Annotated in this window: 13 protein-coding genes and 1 pseudogene; 9 read left to right on the top strand and 5 right to left on the bottom strand. The window is 41.2% G+C overall.

Annotated elements, in window-relative coordinates; all coding sequences use genetic code 11:
- The first annotated feature begins 62 nt into the window (after positions 1-62).
- The 5 genes and pseudogenes from GSQ19_RS25210 to GSQ19_RS25190 form a co-directional block, all read left to right on the top strand.
- On the top strand, positions 63-1988 hold the full coding sequence (locus tag GSQ19_RS25210) for a heavy metal translocating P-type ATPase (protein ID WP_011320554.1): 1926 nt from the start codon (positions 63-65) through the stop codon (positions 1986-1988).
- A gap of 1209 nt (positions 1989-3197) precedes the next feature.
- Complete coding sequence (locus tag GSQ19_RS25205) at positions 3198-4430, top strand: sedoheptulose 7-phosphate cyclase (protein ID WP_011320553.1); 1233 nt, start codon at positions 3198-3200, stop codon at positions 4428-4430.
- 174 nt (positions 4431-4604) lie between these two features.
- Entirely contained in the window at positions 4605-5444 is an 840-nt protein-coding gene (locus GSQ19_RS25200; RefSeq protein WP_011320552.1) for an O-methyltransferase, read from the top strand.
- Between the two features lie 14 nt (positions 5445-5458).
- A complete protein-coding gene (locus tag GSQ19_RS25195; RefSeq protein ID WP_011320551.1) occupies positions 5459-6835 on the top strand; it encodes an ATP-grasp domain-containing protein in 1377 nt (458 codons plus the stop codon).
- Between the two features lie 180 nt (positions 6836-7015).
- A pseudogene (locus GSQ19_RS25190) lies at positions 7016-9658 on the top strand (amino acid adenylation domain-containing protein); the annotation flags it as partial.
- 253 nt (positions 9659-9911) lie between these two features.
- Here GSQ19_RS25190 and GSQ19_RS25185 read toward each other — a convergent pair.
- From GSQ19_RS25185 to GSQ19_RS25165, 5 genes are all read right to left on the bottom strand, one after another.
- On the bottom strand, positions 9912-11072 hold the full coding sequence (locus GSQ19_RS25185; RefSeq protein WP_011320549.1) for a hybrid sensor histidine kinase/response regulator: 1161 nt from the start codon (positions 11070-11072) through the stop codon (positions 9912-9914).
- A 148-nt stretch (positions 11073-11220) separates the two neighbouring features.
- A complete protein-coding gene (locus GSQ19_RS25180) occupies positions 11221-11667 on the bottom strand; it encodes a response regulator (protein ID WP_011320548.1) in 447 nt (148 codons plus the stop codon).
- On the bottom strand, positions 11621-13918 hold the full coding sequence (locus tag GSQ19_RS25175; RefSeq protein ID WP_011320547.1) for a sensor histidine kinase: 2298 nt from the start codon (positions 13916-13918) through the stop codon (positions 11621-11623). Before GSQ19_RS25175 ends, GSQ19_RS25180 begins: the two co-directional genes overlap by 47 nt.
- Positions 13919-14331: 413 nt before the next feature.
- A complete protein-coding gene (locus GSQ19_RS25170) occupies positions 14332-15015 on the bottom strand; it encodes a response regulator transcription factor (RefSeq protein WP_011320546.1) in 684 nt (227 codons plus the stop codon).
- On the bottom strand, positions 15005-16120 hold the full coding sequence (locus tag GSQ19_RS25165) for a sensor histidine kinase (protein WP_011320545.1): 1116 nt from the start codon (positions 16118-16120) through the stop codon (positions 15005-15007). The genes GSQ19_RS25170 and GSQ19_RS25165 overlap by 11 nt, the downstream gene beginning before the upstream one ends.
- A 296-nt stretch (positions 16121-16416) precedes the next feature.
- On the opposite strand from GSQ19_RS25165, the gene kdpA reads away from it, so the two are divergent.
- The 4 genes from kdpA (at position 16417) to kdpC (ending at position 21321) form a co-directional block, all read left to right on the top strand.
- Positions 16417-18156, top strand: coding sequence for a potassium-transporting ATPase subunit KdpA (kdpA, locus tag GSQ19_RS25160; protein ID WP_011320544.1), 1740 nt, complete (start codon positions 16417-16419; stop codon positions 18154-18156).
- A gap of 23 nt (positions 18157-18179) precedes the next feature.
- Positions 18180-20306 carry a potassium-transporting ATPase subunit KdpB gene (gene kdpB / locus GSQ19_RS25155; protein WP_011320543.1) on the top strand — a complete coding sequence of 709 codons (2127 nt, stop codon included), beginning with the start codon at positions 18180-18182 and terminating at the stop codon, positions 20304-20306.
- A gap of 194 nt (positions 20307-20500) precedes the next feature.
- The gene (locus tag GSQ19_RS25150; RefSeq protein WP_011320542.1) at positions 20501-20713 is read left to right on the top strand and encodes a potassium-transporting ATPase subunit F; all 213 of its coding nucleotides are present in this window, start codon (positions 20501-20503) and stop codon (positions 20711-20713) included.
- Positions 20713-21321 carry a K(+)-transporting ATPase subunit C gene (gene kdpC / locus GSQ19_RS25145; RefSeq protein WP_011320541.1) on the top strand — a complete coding sequence of 203 codons (609 nt, stop codon included), beginning with the start codon at positions 20713-20715 and terminating at the stop codon, positions 21319-21321. Before GSQ19_RS25150 ends, kdpC begins: the two co-directional genes overlap by 1 nt.
- Positions 21322-21366: the final 45 nt, after the last annotated feature.

The raw sequence follows: 21366 nt of genomic DNA, 5'->3' as shown, positions 1-21366 counted from the left end.
CTCTTGACATTAACATCAATGTCAAGGTTTAGGGTAATGGTATTCCTGACTCAGGCAACTCTATGCTTTACCCCCAACGTATCCACCAATTCACCAAAGAACACACCGACACCTTAGCTGCTTTGCTTTGTGGAGTGCTGTTATTTTTCGGATGGTTCGCTTTGCATTTGGGTTGGTTGGGTTTCGCGTTGTTGTTCTTACCTGCGGCTTATGTGATTGGTGGTTATGAAAGCGCCCGTGAGGGACTAACGACGCTAATCAAGGAAAAAGAACTAGATGTCGATTTGCTGATGATTGTCGCCGCCCTTGGTGCAGCAAGTTTGGGCTTGTGGCGGAGAGAATATCATCTAATTATTGATGGGGCAATTTTGATTCTCATCTTTGCTATCAGTGGTGCATTGGAAGGTTACGCCATGCGCCACACTGAGAGGAGTATCCGCAGTTTGATGAGCTTGACACCAGATACAGCCACGATTGTCAATCAAGCTGGGGAAGAAACTATTGCTATCAGTCAATTGCAAGTAGGGGATGAGATTGTTGTTAAGCCGGGTGAGTTGATTCCTACTGATGCTGTGATTGTGTCTGGTTACAGCACCATCAATCAAGCGGCGATTACGGGGGAGTCTTTACCCGTAGAAAAGACGGTAGGCGAGGAAGTTTTTGCTGGGACACTGAATGGTTATGGGGCGTTGAAATTAAGGGTACACAAACCAGCCGCCAGTAGTTTAATTCAACGGGTAATTCGTCTGGTGGAACAAGCACAAACACAAGCGCCTCCCTCCCAACAGTTTATCGAAGTGTTTGAGAGGGGATATGCAAAGGTAATTGTGATTGCGGGGATATTATTGGCAACTTTACCGCCATTTATTTGGGGTTGGGACTGGGAAACAACAATTTATCGCGCCTTAACTTTTTTGGTTGTGGCTTCTCCCTGTGCGCTGATGGCGGCAATTATGCCTACATTATTATCGGGTATTGCCAATGGCGCAAGACAGGGGATTTTGTTTAAAAATGGGGCGCAGTTGGAGAATATTGGTAAAGTCAGAGCGATCGCCTTTGATAAAACTGGTACTCTCACTACAGGACAAGTGCAGGTATCTCAGGTGATTGCTGCTAGTAATTACACAGAGACAAGTGTTTTAAAAGTAGCGGCATCCCTAGAGTCATCCTCAGAACATCCCATTGCTCAAGCCATTGTCCAAGCAGCTAGCGGTTTAGAGTGGGTACGTGCAACGGAGGTACAAGCGATACCAGGGCAAGGAATTGTGGGTACTGCTCATGAGCAACAAGTAATTGTGGGGAATATAGCTTTTGTCCAGAAGTATGTAGACAAGTTACCACAGGAATTACTGGAGGTCGCGCCATCTTTGGAAGATGAGGGGAAAACGGTGGTTTGGATAGCCCAAGGGGAAAGTCATGGGGATGAGTATCAGGTAATGGGTATAATTGCCATTGCAGATATGATTAGACCAGAAGCGGCTGCGACTATTGCTAGGTTGCGGAAATTGGGTATAGAACAAATTGTGATGATTACGGGAGATAATCAACGCACGGCTGAGAGTGTAGCTCAAGCGGTGGGGATTGATCAAGTATTTGCCGAACTTTTACCTGAAGATAAATTAGATGTCATTCGCAGTTTGCAGCAAAAGTATCAAACAGTGGCGATGGTGGGGGATGGGATTAATGATGCACCAGCTTTGGCTCAAGCATCTGTAGGGATTGCAATGGGTGTGGCTGGGAGTGATGTGGCTTTGGAAACGGCAGATATTGTATTGATGGCTGATAAATTAGAGAAGATTGATGTAGCTATGAAATTGGGTAGGCGATCGCATAGCATTATCCAGCAAAATATAGTTGTAGCTCTGGGTTTTATTGGTCTATTGTTAATTGGTAATTTTCTCGGCAATATTAACTTACCCATCGGCGTTATTGGCCATGAAGGTTCCACTGTGTTAGTTACCCTGAGTGGTTTACGATTACTGAAGTAATTGAAGAAAAATTAATTTCAACTTCTAACATTACTTATCAAGTCACTTTGTCAATAAGTACTTTTGCTTAAAAAAATATGATCTTCCTGGGAAATTTTTTATATTAATCCCTTGTTTAGCAAAATGTATCTTTTGACTAAGTGCATTATTTTATAAACGATGTTACATTGAGAAATGTAAAGCATAGATTAAGCTATCCGGGGAGTAGAAATGGCTGCCCTAGCTCAATATTTGCTCTTAATGCTCGTAAATTCGTTCTTTTTGCGGATTTACCTGAATACCGCTAAATAAAAAATGAGAGTTATTGTATGAAGCTTTATTACATGATTTTGTAGAACTTTAAGATTCAGTGACTAAGCTATTTTGTTTTTAAGTTGCATAATCCATCGTGAGGGCCGTTGACAGTTAACAGCACTTAATTGTTAGTTATGCAATTTAGAGGCATATTAGCTTACTAAAAATATTTCTGCCGACCTGACAAAAGTAGAGATGTTCAAGAATTTGGACTGCTATTTTGTCACCACACCTAGCGGCTACCTTTCTCAATTAAGCCCTAATTTTCTATTAAGATTAGAGGCTGGTTTGTCCTGAGGATTTTCCTAATTTGTGCCTATTTGACAGCAATTAGATTTGATTACTATTCATTTAGTAAGCGAATACAACTGCTGAACTTTGTGCTGACGTGAGTAACTATAAGACTATTTTAAGTAAAGATTATGAAGTGTTTAATAAAAATTTCCGAAAATTCTTGTAAAAAAGATGTGCAATAATCAATGAATGATGATATGTTTAGAAACGTTAAGTGAATTCTAAGCAACTTCAACAAGTCAAATTACTACTGTTAGTTAGTTGTGCATCATTCCTGTCTGTAAATAATCTGTAAATTATTAACATACTTAGAATTATCGGTCATCTAGTCTGAAAAGATTATCCTTTTCTTGCTGGCAACTGATTTATTTCTAAGATTGCAGCAAAGCTAATTAATCCTCTTGTATGACCGAAATATAGGTGTGTTGAAAAATTTTCAGCGCTCTCATTTGCCATAGATAAACTTTGGTGTTAACAAAATTTGCGATGTAATACCTCTTTTTTCACAAAGAAAATTGGAGTTATTCTTGCTGCATTTTCCCTTGAATAGAAGTTCAATTTCCTTTGCAACTTCAATTCAACTCCTGACATTCATGTACTGCAATTAAGAGACAAGAAACTATGAGTATCGTCCAAGCAAAGTTTGAAGCTAAGGAAACATCTTTTCATGTAGAAGGTTACGAAAAGATTGAGTATGATTTGGTGTATGTAGATGGTATTTTTGAAATCCAGAATTCTGCACTAGCAGATGTATATCAAGGTTTTGGACGATGCTTGGCGATTGTAGATGCTAACGTCAGTCGGTTGTATGGTAATCAAATTCAGGCATATTTCCAGTATTATGGTATAGAACTGAGGCTATTTCCTATTACCATTACTGAACCAGATAAGACTATTCAAACTTTCGAGAGAGTTATAGATGTCTTTGCAGATTTCAAATTAGTCCGCAAAGAACCAGTATTAGTCGTGGGTGGCGGTTTAATTACAGATGTTGTCGGCTTTGCTTGTTCTACATATCGTCGCAGCAGCAATTACATCCGCATTCCTACTACATTGATTGGATTAATTGATGCCAGTGTAGCAATTAAGGTAGCAGTTAATCATCGCAAACTGAAAAACCGTTTGGGTGCTTATCATGCTTCTCGCAAAGTATTTTTAGATTTCTCCTTGTTGCGTACTCTCCCTACAGACCAAGTACGTAACGGGATGGCGGAATTGGTAAAAATCGCTGTAGTAGCGCATCAAGAAGTTTTTGAATTGTTGGAGAAGTACGGCGAAGAATTACTACGTACTCATTTTGGCAATATAGATGCAACTCCAGAGATTAAAGAAATAGCCCATCGTTTGACTTACAAAGCTATCCATAAGATGTTGGAATTGGAAGTTCCCAACCTGCATGAGTTAGACCTAGATAGGGTGATTGCTTACGGTCACACTTGGAGTCCCACCTTGGAACTTGCGCCTCGTCTACCCATGTTCCACGGACACGCCGTTAATGTAGATATGGCTTTCTCGGCAACGATCGCCGCCCGTAGAGGATATATTACAATTGCAGAACGCGATCGTATTTTAGGATTAATGAGTCGCGTTGGTCTATCCCTCGACCATCCCATGTTGGATATAGATATTTTGTGGCGTGGTACTGAATCTATCACATTAACTCGTGATGGTTTGTTAAGAGCTGCTATGCCAAAACCCATTGGTGATTGTGTCTTCGTCAATGACCTGACAAGAGAAGAATTAGCAGCCGCATTAGCTGACCACAAAGAACTTTGTACCAGTTATCCCCGTGGTGGTGAAGGTGTGGATGTGTATCCCGTTTATCAAAAAGAATTAATCGGGAGTGTTAAATAATGACTTTTTTGAATTCAAAATGCAAAATACTCCACGGATACACTGCGCGAGCGCGGTAGCATTTCTGTTCGCGGAGCGTCCCGTAGGGAAAGAGAAGGCTACGCAAATAATCGGACACTAATTGTCTTTAATTTTGAATTTTGAATTTTGAATTTTGAATTGGAGCGAAGCGACTTGACAAATGTGATTGTCCAACCAACAGCTAGACCTGTTACACCATTGGGAATTTTAACCAAGCAGTTAGAAGCCATAGTCCAAGAGGTTAAGCAACATCCAGATTTACCTGGGGAATTGATAGCAAACATCCATCAGGCTTGGCGTTTAGCCGCAGGTATAGACCCTTATTTGGAAGAATGCACCACTCCAGAATCTCCTGAACTCGCTGCATTGGCAAAAACCACAGCCACCGAAGCCTGGGGAGAACACTTCCACGGAGGTACAACCGTCCGTCCTCTAGAACAAGAGATGCTTTCTGGTCATATCGAAGGACAAACCTTAAAGATGTTTGTTCACATGACCAAAGCTAAAAAAGTCTTAGAAATTGGGATGTTTACCGGTTATTCGGCGCTGGCGATGGCGGAAGCATTACCAGAGGATGGACTGCTTGTGGCTTGTGAAGTTGACCCTTACGCGGCGGAAATTGGACAGAAAGCCTTTCAACAATCTCCCCACGGTGGAAAGATTCGTGTGGAATTGGATGCAGCCTTAGCAACTCTTGATAAGTTAGCAGAAGCTGGGGAGTCTTTTGACTTGGTATTTATCGACGCAGATAAAAAAGAGTATGTAGCCTATTTTCACAAGTTGCTAGGTAGCAGTTTGTTAGCACCAGATGGCTTTATTTGTGTAGATAACACCTTATTACAAGGGGAAGTTTATCTACCAGCAGAGGAACGTAGCGTCAATGGTGAAGCGATCGCGCAATTTAATCATACAGTAGCTATAGACCCCCGTGTAGAACAGGTTTTGTTGCCGTTGCGAGATGGTTTAACAATTATCCGCAGAATACAACCTTAATTGTCCAATCGACTATGGCACAATCCCTTCCCCTTTCTTCCGCACCTGCTACACCGTCTCTTCCTTCCCAGACGAAAATAGCCGCAATTATCCAAAATATCTGCACTTTGGCTTTGTTATTACTAGCATTGCCCATTAATGCCACCATTGTTTTTATATCCTTGTTAGTCTTCCGACCGCAAAAGGTCAAAGCAGCAAACCCCCAAACCATTCTTATCAGTGGCGGTAAGATGACCAAAGCTTTACAACTAGCAAGGTCATTCCACGCGGCTGGACATAGAGTTGTCTTGGTGGAAACCCATAAATACTGGTTGACTGGTCATCGTTTTTCCCAAGCAGTGGATAAGTTTTACACAGTCCCCGCACCCCAGGACAATCCCCAAGCTTACATTCAGGCTTTGGTAGATATCGTCAAACAAGAAAACATCGATGTTTATATTCCCGTCACCAGTCCAGTGGGTAGCTACTACGACTCATTAGCCAAACCAGAGTTATCCCATTATTGCGAAGTGTTTCACTTTGACGCAGATATTACCCAAATGTTGGATGATAAATTTGCGTTGACACAAAAAGCGCGATCGCTTGGTTTATCAGTACCCAAATCCTTTAAAATTACCTCACCAGAACAAGTCATCAACTTCGATTTTTCTGGAGAGACACGTAAATACATCCTCAAAAGCATTCCCTACGACTCAGTGCGGCGGTTGGACTTAACCAAACTCCCCTGTGCTACTCCAGAGGAAACAGCAGCATTCGTCAGAAGTTTGCCAATTACTCCCGAAAAACCGTGGATTATGCAGGAATTTATCCCCGGTAAGGAATTCTGCACCCATAGCACCGTTCGGAATGGGGAACTCAGACTGCATTGCTGTTGCGAATCTTCAGCCTTCCAAGTTAATTATGAGAATGTAAATAACCCGCAAATTACCGAATGGGTACAGCATTTTGTCAAGGAACTGAAACTGACAGGACAGATTTCCTTTGACTTTATCCAAGCCGAAGACGGAACAGTTTACGCCATCGAGTGTAACCCCCGCACACATTCAGCAATTACCACATTTTACGACCACCCCCAGGTAGCAGAAGCGTACTTGAGTCAAGCACCGACGACTGAAACCATACAACCACTAACGACAAGCAAGCCTACCTATTGGACTTATCACGAAGTTTGGCGTTTAACTGGTATCCGTTCTTTCACCCAGTTGCAAAGATGGCTGGGGAATATTTGGCGCGGGACTGATGCGATTTATCAGCCAGATGACCCCTTACCGTTTTTGATGGTACATCATTGGCAAATTCCCCTACTGTTATTGAATAATTTGCGTCGTCTTAAAGGTTGGACGCGGATAGATTTCAATATTGGGAAGTTGGTGGAATTGGGGGGAGATTAGTTTTTAAACGCAGAGGGACGCTGAGGTTAGCGCAGCGAAAAGTTCTGGAGGAGGGTTTCCCTCCGTAGGAAACTTTTCAAGAGAGAGGGACGCGGAGTGTGTTTTCTCTGCGTCTCTGCGTGAGAAATTTTTTATTATTGAGCAAAGTTAGAAGATATGCAGACTATAGATTTTAATATTCGTAAGTTACTTGTAGAGTGGAACGCGACCCACAGAGATTATGATCTTTCCCAGAGTTTACATGAACTAATTGTAGCTCAAGTAGAACGAACACCTGAGGCGATCGCTGTCACCTTTGACAAGCAACAACTAACTTATCAAGAACTAAATCATAAAGCAAACCAGCTAGGACATTATTTACAAACATTAGGAGTCCAGCCAGAAACCCTGGTAGGCGTTTGTTTAGAACGTTCCTTAGAAATGGTTATCTGTCTTTTAGGAATCCTCAAAGCTGGGGGTGCTTATGTTCCTATTGACCCTGAATATCCTCAAGAACGCATAGCTTATATGCTAGAAGATTCTCAGGTGAAGGTACTACTAACTCAAGAAAAATTACTCAATCAAATTCCCCACCATCAAGCACAAACTATCTGTGTAGATAGGGAATGGGAGAAAATTTCCACACAAGCTAATACCAATCCCAAAAGTAATATAAAAACGGATAATCTTGCTTATGTAATTTACACCTCTGGTTCCACTGGTAAACCAAAAGGTGCAATGAACACCCACAAAGGTATCTGTAATCGCTTATTGTGGATGCAGGAAGCTTATCAAATCGATTCCACAGATAGCATTTTACAAAAAACCCCCTTTAGTTTTGATGTTTCCGTTTGGGAGTTCTTTTGGACTTTATTAACTGGCGCACGTTTGGTAATAGCCAAACCAGGCGGACATAAAGATAGTGCTTACCTCATCGATTTAATTACTCAAGAACAAATCACTACGTTGCATTTTGTCCCCTCAATGCTGCAAGTGTTTTTACAAAATCGCCATGTAAGCAAATGCAGCTCTCTAAAAAGAGTTATTTGTAGCGGTGAAGCTTTATCTATAGATTTACAAAATAGATTTTTCCAGCATTTGCAATGTGAATTACATAACCTCTATGGCCCGACAGAAGCAGCAATTGATGTCACATTTTGGCAATGTAGAAAAGATAGTAATTTAAAGAGTGTACCTATTGGTCGTCCCATTGCTAATACTCAAATTTATATTCTTGATGCCGATTTACAACCAGTAAATATTGGTGTCACTGGTGAAATTTATATTGGTGGTGTAGGGGTTGCTCGTGGTTATTTGAATAAAGAAGAATTGACCAAAGAAAAATTTATTATTAATCCCTTTCCCAATTCTGAGTTTAAGCGACTTTATAAAACAGGTGATTTAGCTCGTTATTTACCCGATGGAAATATTGAATATCTTGGTAGAACAGATTATCAAGTAAAAATTCGGGGTTATAGAATTGAAATTGGCGAGATTGAAAATGTTTTATCTTCACACCCACAAGTCAGAGAAGCTGTAGTCATAGCGCGGGATGATAACGCTCAAGAAAAACAAATCATCGCTTATATTACCTATAACTCCATCAAACCTCAGCTTGATAATCTGCGTGATTTCCTAAAAGCAAGGCTACCTGATTTTATGATTCCAGCCGCTTTTGTGATGCTGGAGCATCTTCCTTTAACTCCCAGTGGTAAAGTAGACCGTAAGGCATTACCTAAGCCTGATTTATTTAATTATAGTGAACATAATTCCTATGTAGCGCCTCGGAATGAAGTTGAAGAAAAATTAGTACAAATCTGGTCGAATATTCTGCATTTACCTAAAGTAGGTGTGACAGAAAACTTTTTCGCTATTGGTGGTAATTCCCTCAAAGCTCTACATTTAATTTCTCAAATTGAAGAGTTATTTGCTAAAGAGATATCCTTAGCAACACTTTTAACAAATCCAGTAATTGCAGATTTAGCCAAGGTTATTCAAGCAAACAACCAAATCCATAATTCACCCCTAGTTCCAATTCAACCACAAGGTAAGCAGCAGCCTTTCTTTTGTATACATCCTGCTGGTGGTCATGTTTTATGCTATTTTAAACTCGCACAATATATAGGAACTGACCAACCATTTTATGGCTTACAAGCTCAAGGATTTTATGGAGATGAAGCACCCTTGACGCGAGTTGAAGATATGGCTAGTCTCTACGTCAAAACTATTAGAGAATTTCAACCCCAAGGGCCTTATCGTGTCGGGGGGTGGTCATTTGGTGGAGTCGTAGCTTATGAAGTAGCACAGCAGTTACATAGACAAGGACAAGAAGTATCTTTACTAGCAATATTAGATTCTTACGTACCGATTCTGCTGGATAAACAAAAACCCATTGATGACGTTTATTTAGTTGGTGTTCTCTCCAGAGTTTTTGGCGGTATGTTTGGTCAAGATAATCTAGTCACACCTGAAGAAATAGAAAATTTAACTGTAGAAGAAAAAATTAATTACATCATTGATAAAGCACGGAGCGCTAGAATATTCCCGCCTGGTGTAGAACGTCAAAATAATCGCCGTATTCTTGATGTTTTGGTGGGAACTTTAAAAGCAACTTATTCCTATATAAGACAACCATATCCAGGAAAAGTCACTGTATTTCGAGCCAGGGAAAAACATATTATGGCTCCTGACCCGACCTTAGTTTGGGTAGAATTATTTTCTGTAATGGCGGCTCAAGAAATTAAGATTATTGATGTCCCTGGAAACCATTATTCGTTTGTTCTAGAACCCCATGTACAGGTTTTAGCACAGCGTTTACAAGATTGTCTGGAAAATAATTCATAATTCATAGTCAGAGGTTATGTAGATATTTCCAAATCAAAAAATATCCAAAATGTAGGGTGCGTCAGTGCGATAGAATCTAACTATACTCAGAAATCCTGCATACTGACGCACCCTACCAAACCATCAATTGCGGATAATTCATCCGCGTGTATCTGCGTGCATCTGCGTTTAATTTTTCTTAACATTTATTTTATAAAAAGTCTCCCTAGACAACAACTTTTTACCACAGAAATATAGAGAACATATCACACATTTAAAAGTTGATTAATGGCAAGATGATAGTAAAGGTTGTACCAACCCCAACCTCACTATTAACGATAATTTCACCACCGTGAGCATCAACACATTTTTTAACAATAGCTAGCCCTAAACCAGTACCTGCTATTCCTCCTACATTTTCCCCACGATGGAATGATTGAAATAAATTCTTTTGATCTTGGGGAGAAATACCAATGCCGCAATCTTGAATTTTAAACATGACTGCATTATTGTTAGCAGTCAATTCAAAGTGGATCATACCACCGGGAAGGGAATATTTAATAGCGTTGCCTAATACATTACCTAAAATGTGACGCAACAAGGTTTCATCTAATAAGGCTTCATCAAATTTTTTATTACAGGTAAAAATTACAGTCAGCTGCTTCTCGCCTATAGTTAATTGCGCTTCTGCTAATAACTGACGACAGAATGCTTCCAAATCTATAGCGATAAGTTCACACTGGAGTTTACCTGATTCAGCTTTACCTATTAATGATACTTCATCTAATAGCTGTGCCATATTTTTAATGGCGGAACGAATCATTTGTAAATGAGAACGTTTTTTCTCTTGGGTTAATTTGTCTTCATTGTTTTGCAACAACCCAGCAGCTAGCAAAATAGTATTCAAGGGATTACGAATGTCATGGGAGAGCATAGAAACAAACTCAGATTTAAACTGGTTAATTTCCTGCGCTTTTACCAATTCAGCCGTGCGTTCTTCCACCCGGTTTTCTAAGGTTGTATTCATGGTGCGTAATGTTTCTAATGCTTGCTTACGCTCGATTGCATAACATACAGCACGAACCAAAACATGAACATTTACCTGTCGCTTAACTAAATAATCTTGCGCTCCCTGTCTGACTGCTTCAATTGCTAAGTCTTCATCGTTAGTATTTGTTAAGACAACAATTGGTACGCTGGGAGCGAGTCCTATTAATCTGGGTAAAGATGATAATCCTTGGCTATCCGGTAGGGTGAGGTCTAACAAAATCACATCGTAGCTGGTCTGTTTGAGTTCATTGAGTGCTTCCTGTAATCGCGTCACATGAACCAGAACAAATTGTTTGGACTCAGCTTGATGCAAATATTCCTGTAATAACCTAGCTTCTGCGAGGCTATCCTCAATTAATAAAATCCTGACTGAGTGTCCAACCATAATTTTCTGGTTTTACCCCCTTGAAAGTAGTGATTGGGGATTGGGGATTGGGGATTGGGGACTGGGGAGAGAGAAGAATTTCCATCTACTTTGTCTTCTTTTTCCCAGAGTTCTTTATTTTTGAATTTTGAATTTTGAATTGTTTATCTTACTCCGGTGGTAGAGTGACGGTAGAGAGCCAAAACTCTTCTATTCCTTTGACGATTTGGAAGAGCTGGGTGAGGTTGCGGGATTTGGTGATGTAGCAGTTTACGTGTAGGTCGTAGCTGTGAAAAATGTCGTCTTCGTTTCTGGATGTTGTTAAAACTACTACTGGTATCCGTTTAAGTACTGGGTCGGCTTTGATTTCCGCCAGTACTTCTCTACCATCTTTTCTGGGTAGGTTCAAATCCAAGAGAATGAGGTCTGGACGGGGTGCATGGGTATACTCTCCTTCCCGGCGCAGATAGGCCATTGCGTCCATACCATCTCTCACTGTTACCACTTCGTGGGGTAATTGGCTATTTTTAAAGGCTTCTTGGATAAGGCGGATATCGGCTTTATTGTCCTCAACTAAAAAGATTGTTTTGTGTTTTTCTTCCGTTTCTACGCTCACGCTCTCGACCTCCAACTGGTATCGTAAAGTAGAAGGTAGCACCTTCACCAAGTTGTGACTCTACCCAGATTCGTCCCCGGTGACATTCGATAATTTTCTTACAGATTGCTAGGCCCATACCTGTACCATGATACTCGTCTCGCGTGTGTAAGCGTTGGAAAATTACGAAAATCCGATCGCTAAATTGGGGGTCAATACCAATCCCATTATCTCTGACGGAGAATAGCCATTCGTCTTCTAGCCTTTCTGCACCTATATGAATTTGCGGCGCTTCCTGACTGTGGAATTTAATGGCGTTGGCTATCAAATTCTGGAATAGCTGCATAAGTTGGGTACTACCAGCCATTACCGTTGGTAAGGGGTCGTGAGTAATGGTTGCGCCTGTTTCGGCGATGCGTTGGCGCAAATTACCCAAAGCCTTATCTAAGGCTTTTTCTACTTCTGTTAGTTGAAAAGCGATCGCTTGTGTATCTACTTTAGAATACGCCAAAACGTCATCAATTAAGGTTTGCATCAAGCTCACCCCTTCAACTGCAAAGGTGATAAACTCATTGGCATCGGCATCTAGTTCATCTTGATAGCGCATCTCCAACAACTGTACATAATTCGCTACTTGATTGAGTGGTTCTTGTAAGTCATGGGATGCAACATAAGCAAACTTTTTCAGTTCGGCGTTGGAACGTTCTAAATCTTGTGCTAACTGCGCCAGTTCATCGGCTTGGCGCAGAACGATGTTCACAATCGCTTTCCGCAATTCTAAAGCCGCTTTAATTTCCACATATCGCCAAGGTAAAGAAGTGAGGCGGACTGTTTCTTTCCACAACTCAAAGGATTTGCGCGGACACAGACGCACATTCCCATCTAACTTATTCACTTCAAAAGGCTGATTAGGGTCACCACCCCAGTTTACAGTTTGAATTACTTCCGGTCGAAACCACAAAACGTAATTACGTTGGGAAATAGGAATCGCTAACAAACCACTGGCGACGTTTTTATATCTTTCCGCATCTGGATAAACTTGCGGTAGAGAATCAGTGTAGAAAACTTCTTCCTCAACGTTATTCTTCAACCACTGGACTAAGAAAACTAAATCTTCTGCTTTGGGAGTCTCACCGATTAATGTACAATGGTCGCCAAAACATACCGCCGCACCTTGGGCGCTGGTTAAATCTAAAAGATTCGGCTGATGTTTAACTAAACCATCAACAAAGTTATCTTCTTGGGACATATATTCAACCAACAGAGATTGAATATGGGTCAGATTCATCCGATAATCGTAATCTTCTGTTTCTTCCCTGGCGGAAATTTCCGCAAATATCACCCGTCCCAAAAATTCGCAGGCTTTCCGCAATTCATAGGAAACATACTTGGCTGACAGATGGTGACAAGCAATTAATCCCCAAAGCTTATTGTCTTTAATTAAGGAAATAGTTAAGGAAGCACCGACACCCATATTGTGTAAATATTCCAGGTGACAGTTCGCCGCACTTCTGAGAATTGAGTTAGTTAAATCAACCGGGCGATCGCTCACTGGATTTACAGATGGTATCATCTGTATAGCTTGAGCCTGAGCATTGGGAATCACCCGAATAGAATTAGAAATAAATAATTTTCTGGCTGGTTTAGGTATATCAGATTCTGGATAGTGCAGTCCTAAGTATGGTTCTAGGCTGTCTAGTTTTTCTTCCGCGATGACTGAACCATGTCCATCATCATCGAACTTATATAACATTACCCGATCAAAATCGGTGACTTTGCGGACTTCTTGGACAATTATCTGACAAAAATCCCGCAGATTAGCTGTTTTCTGCAACTGATTAATTGAAGCTTTAGCCAGATGATAGAAGCTTAAAAACGGGATATTTTCTTGAGTAATTGCCGGTTCTAACTCCAGAATCAAAAAGCCTTCCGTATTGCGATGAAAAACGGCATCAAATACTGCGTAATCATCCCCCTTTTTTCTAATCCAAATTTTCGTAGGGTTAATAAATTCCAGATTCCCAGAAGATAAGCCTGCTTGAATTCGTTCTATTTGGAATGAATCGAGTAAGTCTTCTAATTTTTTCTGTAATATATCTTCAGTCTTGATACCCAAAATACTCCAAGTATTGTTGCTCACTTGTAATATTTTCAGATCAGGTTCTTCTAAAACCAAAAGCACACCATGTGGTTGAATCTGTCCGGAAAGATGAATTGGCGCTTCTTTTAAACTAGTAACATTAATATTGGGTGATTCTAAGTCTATTCTCATAACAATCCTCTTTGATTCCCTGGAATCATCAAAATTAGAGTCGATATATTTTTTAAGCTAAGTAATTAATTATTTACATTCCTTAATTTAAGCCATTACTAATTACTAACTACAAATTACTTACTGCTTGCGCTAACAGTCTAACAGTCGGAAAAGATACATAGAGATAAGAAATGTAAAAAAGCGGTGATTGATTAAACCGTATATATTTAGTGATGTAAACAAAATCTGAATTATAGTTATTGTTCAGTTTGGTAGGGTGCGTCAGAGCGATATAACCTAACTATACTCAGAACTTATTCATACTGACGCACCCTACACTTAGATATTTTTTACTCTGCAAGCCCCTCATATCAGGAATAAAAAATTTATCCAAATTTTTAATTTTGAATTGGAGTGAAGTGACTTGACTATTAATCTGCGATCGCACTATTTTGAATCAAACGTTTTTGTAAAGCAACAACTACAGCTTGATGGCGATCGCTAACCTCTAGTTTGTGTAGAATAGCATGAACATGAACTCTAACTGTTCCAGGGGTAATGTAGAGTGCTGTAGCAATTTCCTGATTCGTTTTACCCTTGGCTAATAAAGATAAAATTTCTAATTCACGTCCAGTTAAAGGGTGATCAGATTTTGTGAAATTTTGTTCTGGCGATTGAGACTGGCTAGACTCAATTGAAGAGCGAATTTCCCTAGTTGCAGTTTCATCCCACCAAGAAGCCCCAGCCGCTACAGAACGCAGTGCCAATACTAATTTTTCGGCGATAATTCCTTTGAGACAATATCCTTGAGCGCCTGCTTCAATTAATTTAGAAATTAACGGTTTTTGGGAATGGGAAGTCAAAACTAAAATTGGTAATTGAGGATTTTGCTGCTTAATTTGTTTACAAGCTTCTATTCCCCCCAGCCCTGGTAATCCTACATCTAATAACACCACATCCAGAGAGTTTTGCTTGATTAAATCAAGAGCTGTTTCACCATCTTCAGCCTCAGCAATAATTTCTAAACCTGCTTCTTGTTGTAATCGCACGCGCAAGCCTAAGCGAAAGAGTTCATCATCTTCAACCAACAGAATTTTTACCGGGTTAGAAGCCATCTGACGCAGATAAGGAGGGCTGAAATGGGAGAACAGGCAATTTGAATGCAAACATAGCACCCGTAGGAACTCTATTCTCTGCCCAAATTATACCGTTATGAGCTGCAATAATTTGTCGAGATAAATAAAGTCCTAAACCTGAACCTTTGGCTTGGCGTTCACTATGTCCTTGATAAAATCGTTCAAATAAATGGGGAAACTGTTCTGCTTGAATACCTGGGCCAGTATCGGAAATTTTTACTACTTGATAGGAAGCTTGGGTTTCTAATATAACCTCTACACGATCGCCCCGCCGAGAATGATTGATAGCATTGACTAGGAGATTATACAACACCCGTTGCAATTGCAGAGGGTCACCGTTTACCCACAGCGATCGCCGCCAATCAGAGTCACCATAATTAAACGATATATGAACTCGCCGACTGGCAGCCAAATCAATTAGTGTACTCGCTGCTTCCTCGGCCAAGGTGGTTAAATCCACAGGAATTAAATTTAGCTGTAAACCTTCTGTATCATTGCGATAGATATCTAATAAAGTTTCTAGGAGTTGTAGAGAAGTTTGATGGCTGCGGATAATTGTGGCTAACACCGGCTGCTGTGCTGATGATACCGCACCAAATTTTTCTTGTTGAACAGCTTTGAGAGTTTCAATAGCACCCAAAAGTGGTGTTTTCAAATCGTGGGTGAGAGTAGAAGCAAAATCTTCCCGCAGTCTGACTAATTCTTCCTGTGATTCTAATTTGGCACGGGTGAGGGCGATCGCCTCTTGAGAATGACGCAGGCGATCGCTTAAAATTCCTGTTACAATCAAGGACATACAGGCGATCGTCCGACTAGCGACTGTAGGAAACCTAATCACTTCATGATCTGGAAGCCAAAGATTCACAATCGTTAAAAATACAGCAATAAATGTCGTCAATAAAGTTGCTATACGTCCAAACCAGTGATTAGCTAACAGAATTGGCCCAGTATAAAGATACCCAAATACATATTCTGTGGGCGTAGAAAACTCCATAGAAATCACTGTGATCAATAGCCCTAAGATGACTGAGGCTTTTACCAAAAATGAGTTTTGGGATAGTAATTTAGTTCGCCGGGCTAGCATTTATATTAACTTGTGATTTGGCTATAAAACTCATATTTGATTTATAAGATATACGTAGGGTGGGCATTGCCCACCCTACAGATACTTAGGTATTCTCAATAATCAAATCAGATTACTATATATCAATTAATTATACAAAATTTTGCGTTTAGAAGATATATAAACACTGATATATATTTACGACTAAACACTATATATAAAAAATAAATAAATTTTATACTTTTCTATCCCTTGATTTCTACAACAAACAAAACAATTATGTAATTAATATTACGTTTTACTAATTCAAAATACCAATGTTACAAGGTTGGTTACAAATCGCCTTAACGCTACTGATTGTAGTAGTAATTACTCATGTTTTCGGGCGATACATGGCGCGTGTTTATCAAGAACAACATACTGTCCTTGACACGCTTCTGAATCCAGTTGAGCGATTAATTTACGTCTTAATTGGTGTTCAAACTAGAGAAAATATGACTGGTTGGCAATATGCACGAGCCATTTTGTATAGCAATTTCATGATGGGATTGTTTGTGTTTTTGCTGATGATGAATCAGGGATGGCTACCCCTCAATCCCACAAATATAGGTGCGCCAACTTGGGATACAGCACTGCATACAGCTATATCCTTTATTACCAATACCAATCAACAGCACTACTCAGGGGAAACCTACCTCAGCTATGGTAGTCAAATGTTTGGGCTGGGTTATCATATGTTCACCTCAGCCGCAACAGGACTGGCTGTAGCCATTGCCTTTATTCGCGGGTTGACAGGTAGACCATTGGGTAATTTTTACGTAGACCTAACCCGCACCATCACCAGGATTTTGCTACCTATTTGTATTGTCGGTGGTATTGCGCTCATGGCTGCGGGCGTGCCGGAAACATTGGCGGGGCCGATTGTATTACCCACCGTAGAAAATCCTAACATTAGTCAGGCGATCGCTCGTGGCCCTGTTGCCCACTATGAAATTATCAAAGAACTGGGAGAGAACGGCGGCGGCTTTTTCGCCATCAACTCGGCACATCCATTTGAGAATCCCAACGGGTTTTCCAACTTAATTGAGATTGTGGCGATGTTATCGATTCCCACTGCCTTGATTTACACCTACGGCTTATTTGCCAACAACATTAAACAAGCTTGGTTAGTCTATGGCATGGTAGGTGTAATTTATCTAGCTTTTATTATCATCACTGCCATTGGTGAATATAACGGCAACCCAGATGTAAACCCACTATTGGGGAGTATACAACCAAACTTAGAAGGTAAAGAAGTCCGGTTTGGTTGGGCGCAGTCTGCACTATTTGCCGTGAGTACAACCGCCACCATGTGCGGTGCTGTCAACAGTTTGCACGATTCATTCATGCCCAACGGGGGTTTTGTCACCCTGTCAAATATGTTCCTACAAATTATCTGGGGTGGGCAAGGAACCGGAACAGCTTACTTGTTCGCTTACCTAATTTTGGCAGTATTTGTTACAGGTTTGATGGTAGGACGTACACCCGAATTTCTCGGACGCAAAATCGAAAAGCGCGAAGTAGTGCTGGCAAGCTTTCTCATTCTCTTAGTCCACCCCATAGCCATCATGATTCCATCAGCCATCACCTTGGCTTTCAGCGAACAGTTAGCAGGCATCAGCAACCCAGGTTTTCACGGCTTCGCTCAAGTGATTTATGAATACGCTTCCGCCGCCGCTAACAACGGTTCAGGATTTGAAGGACTAGGAGATAGTCAACCATCACCATTGGCGATCGCCTCTGGCGCACAACCAACAATCACAGGCTTATGGTGGAACCTCAGCACTTCTTTTAGTCTCCTAGCAGGGCGTTATATCCCCATCATCGGCTTACTATTCCTAGCCGATAGTATCTGCCGTAAACAACAAGTCCCCTTCACAGCTGGGACATTGCGAACCGACACAGGACTATTCACAGGGGTAACAGCCGGTGTCATTTTAATCCTCGGCGCACTGACATTCTTTCCTTTACTAGCATTCGGCCCCATTGGTGAAGCGTTTTGGATTGGTAATTCGTAATTTGTCAACTCTCACCCAACTTTATGCGATCGCCATCTCGTCTCCCTCATGAAACTCGTGACTCGCGCCAACGTACTCCTAAAACAGATATGCGAGGACTCTACCAAAGAGCTATTAAAGAATCATTTGTTAAACTCCACCCCAAAGTAGCTGCTAGAAACCCTGTAATGTTTATTGTTTGGGTGGGGACAATTGTGACATTTCTCGTCACTCTTAACCCCAACCTCTTCGGAACAGTACAGGCAAATATCAACCAACAACGTCTACTCAACGGGTTGATTACCTTAATTTTGTTTTTCACAGTCTTATTTGCCAACTTTGCTGAAGCCGTAGCGGAAGGACGAGGTAAAGCACAAGCAGATAGCTTAAAAGCTACCCGTTCCGATACCATCGCCTGGAAAGTCTTACCCAATGGTTCTCTAGAAAAAATTGGTTCTACACAACTGCGACGAGGCGATGTAATCAAGGTAGTGGCCAATGATATGATTCCCGGCGATGGGGAAGTCATACAGGGTATTGGTTCAGTGGATGAGTCAGCCATTACAGGCGAATCTGCCCCTGTCCTTAAGCAACCAGGTACAGATATTGCCAGTTCTGTCACTGGAGGAACACGCTTACTCTCAGATGAATTGATAATTCGGATTACTGCTGATCCTGGTCAGGGTTTTATTGACCGGATGATTTCCCTTGTAGAAGGGGCAGAACGTTCTAAAACTCCGAATGAGATTGCTTTGACAGTATTGTTAGCTGTATTAACACAGGTTTTCTTAATCGTAGTAGCAACCATGCCCTCTTTTGTGAACTATATTGCTAACTTTATCAGCACTGCATTTGGGGCAGAGGCAGCAAACAGTTTACGCGCAGGTGCAAGTATCGCTATTCTGATTTCTCTATTAGTAGCTTTGATTCCCACAACTATAGGCGGTTTGCTCAGTGCCATTGGTATCGCCGGGATGGATAGGGTAGCTCAATTTAACGTCATTGCTACCTCTGGACGAGCAGTAGAAGCCTGCGGTGATATCAATAGTTTAGTGTTAGATAAAACAGGTACTATCACCTTCGGAAACCGCATGGCTGATGAGTTTATCCCTGTGAATAACTACACAGTTGAAGATGTGGCGAGAATTGCGAAATTAGCCAGTCTGTTTGATGAAACTCCAGAAGGCAAATCAATTGTCAAACTTGCAGAAAAATACAAAATTCTGGCAGATGTTAATCTTAGCCAAGCCGAAGGTGTGGAATTTTCTGCCAAAACTCGGATGAGTGGCACTAATTTACCCAACGGGAAGCAAGTCCGTAAAGGTGCAGTAGATGCGATTAAGGGCTTTATCCGTTCTCGTGGTGGTTCTGTTCCTCCTGACCTTGATGCAGCCTATGAGCGGGTTTCTTTGTTGGGGGGTACACCTTTAGCTGTCTGTCAAGATGACCAAATTTTTGGAGTTATCTATCTTAAAGATATTGTCAAATCCGGTTTAAGAGAAAGGTTTGAGCAATTGCGGCGGATGGGTGTCAAGACAATTATGCTCACAGGGGACAATCACATTACTGCTAGTGTAATTGCTCAAGAAGCAGGGGTTGATGATTTCATTGCCGAAGCAACACCAGAAGACAAGATTGATGTAATTCGCAACGAACAATCTCAGGGTAAGTTAGTCGCTATGACTGGGGATGGTACTAATGATGCCCCAGCCTTGGCGCAAGCTAACGTGGGTTTGGCAATGAACTCTGGGACACAAGCAGCCAAAGAAGCCGCTAATATGGTGGATTTGGATTCTGACCCCACTAAATTAATTGATTTAGTCACTATTGGTAAACAGTTGTTGATTACTCGTGGCGCTTTGACAACTTTCTCAATTGCTAATGACATCGCTAAATATTTTGCCATTCTGCCTACTATCTTTGGGGCGGCTGGTATTGGTGCGCTGAATATTATGGGTTTAAAAAGCGCCCAATCGGCAATTATTTCGGCGCTGATTTATAACGCTCTGATTATTCCGGCGTTGATTCCTTTGGCGCTTCAAGGTGTGAAGTTTAGATCACTAACGGCAGACCAATTATTAAGACGTAACATCTTTATTTATGGTCTTGGTGGTATTATTGCGCCTTTTATTGCCATCAAATTAATTGATGTGATTTTGCCTTTTTCTTAGTAGGGGAAACGCAGAGGGGAGGCAGCGCGTTGCGGGGGTTTCCCCCGTTGTAGCGACTGCCGTTGCGCGGAGGGGCGCGGAGTTTTTTTGAGGAATGAGGAATGGAGATATGAGACCAATGTGACAAAAGAATGGGACGGATACATACACCTAATATTCTGTTTGGTTTTCCTAATTTTGAATTTTGAATTGCTATGAGAAGGTCTTTGATTTTTGGTGGGCGTAGGTTGCCTTTGTCTATCTTTTTGGGGATGTGTTTTAACCTTGTGGTTGCACCTGTTGTTTATGGGGCTACTGGTGATGAGTTTTCCCGTACACAGGCTTGGGCTTTGGGGCTTTTAGGAGTAGTGACGTTGAGTCTGTCTATTTATCTATTTTTTGTGATGTTTATACCGGAGAAGTTCTAATGAGTTTTGCACGCGAAGCTAGCAGGGCAATTCGTTCTAGTTTTGTACTCTGGGTAATTGCTGCTGTGATTTATCCTTTTTTGATGATTGCTGTTGGACAGTTTGTATTTCCCTATCAGGCAAACGGTAGTTTAGTTAGGGATAGCCGGGGTCAAGTTTTGGGTTCGACTTTAATTGGTCAACCTTTTACTAGCGATCGCTATTTTAACTCTCGTCCTAGTACCACTGTCTACAGTACGGCTAACCCAAACAAAGATGATAATCTAGTTTTACAAACAGGAATTTCTGGTGCTAGTAATTTGGCTCCTAGTAACCCCCAATTAATCAAACGCATCAAAGATGAAGACTTAAATCGACTGCAAACAGCTGGTATCCAACCAACTGCCGATTTAGTCTATACTTCTGGTTCCAGCCTTGACCCCCACATTACCCCTGAAGCTGCCAGAGCGCAAGTTTCCCGTATAGCCAAAATGCGCGGACTCCCACCCCAACAGCTAGAAACTTTAATTACTCAAAATACTGATAGCCGATTTCTGGGCATTTTTGGTGAACCAGGGGTTAATGTTTTGCAATTGAATCTAGCCTTGGATGAGTTAAAGCCAGCATAAATCCTCTGTAATAGTTGAAAATTCCCTAGTTGCTTGGACAAACTG

Origin of the sequence: Trichormus variabilis 0441, assembly GCF_009856605.1 — a bacterium.
GTDB lineage: Bacteria > Cyanobacteriota > Cyanobacteriia > Cyanobacteriales > Nostocaceae > Trichormus > Trichormus variabilis.
Note: the sequence above shows the minus strand (reverse complement) of the source record. Positions and strands in the feature narration are given on the sequence as shown.

What these genes read in the sequence shown, in the direction of transcription:
- GSQ19_RS25165 (WP_011320545.1), bottom strand. Translation starts at nt 16,120, where the DNA reads ATGCTAGCCCGGCGAACTAAATTACTATCCCAAAACTCATTTTTGGTA.
- GSQ19_RS25205 (WP_011320553.1), top strand. Translation starts at nt 3,198, where the DNA reads ATGAGTATCGTCCAAGCAAAGTTTGAAGCTAAGGAAACATCTTTTCAT.
- kdpB (WP_011320543.1), top strand. Translation starts at nt 18,180, where the DNA reads ATGCGATCGCCATCTCGTCTCCCTCATGAAACTCGTGACTCGCGCCAA.
- kdpA (WP_011320544.1), top strand. Translation starts at nt 16,417, where the DNA reads ATGTTACAAGGTTGGTTACAAATCGCCTTAACGCTACTGATTGTAGTA.
- kdpC (WP_011320541.1), top strand. Translation starts at nt 20,713, where the DNA reads ATGAGTTTTGCACGCGAAGCTAGCAGGGCAATTCGTTCTAGTTTTGTA.
- GSQ19_RS25150 (WP_011320542.1), top strand. Translation starts at nt 20,501, where the DNA reads ATGAGAAGGTCTTTGATTTTTGGTGGGCGTAGGTTGCCTTTGTCTATC.
- GSQ19_RS25170 (WP_011320546.1), bottom strand. Translation starts at nt 15,015, where the DNA reads ATGGCTTCTAACCCGGTAAAAATTCTGTTGGTTGAAGATGATGAACTC.
- GSQ19_RS25195 (WP_011320551.1), top strand. Translation starts at nt 5,459, where the DNA reads ATGGCACAATCCCTTCCCCTTTCTTCCGCACCTGCTACACCGTCTCTT.
- GSQ19_RS25185 (WP_011320549.1), bottom strand. Translation starts at nt 11,072, where the DNA reads ATGGTTGGACACTCAGTCAGGATTTTATTAATTGAGGATAGCCTCGCA.
- GSQ19_RS25175 (WP_011320547.1), bottom strand. Translation starts at nt 13,918, where the DNA reads ATGAGAATAGACTTAGAATCACCCAATATTAATGTTACTAGTTTAAAA.
- GSQ19_RS25210 (WP_011320554.1), top strand. Translation starts at nt 63, where the DNA reads ATGCTTTACCCCCAACGTATCCACCAATTCACCAAAGAACACACCGAC.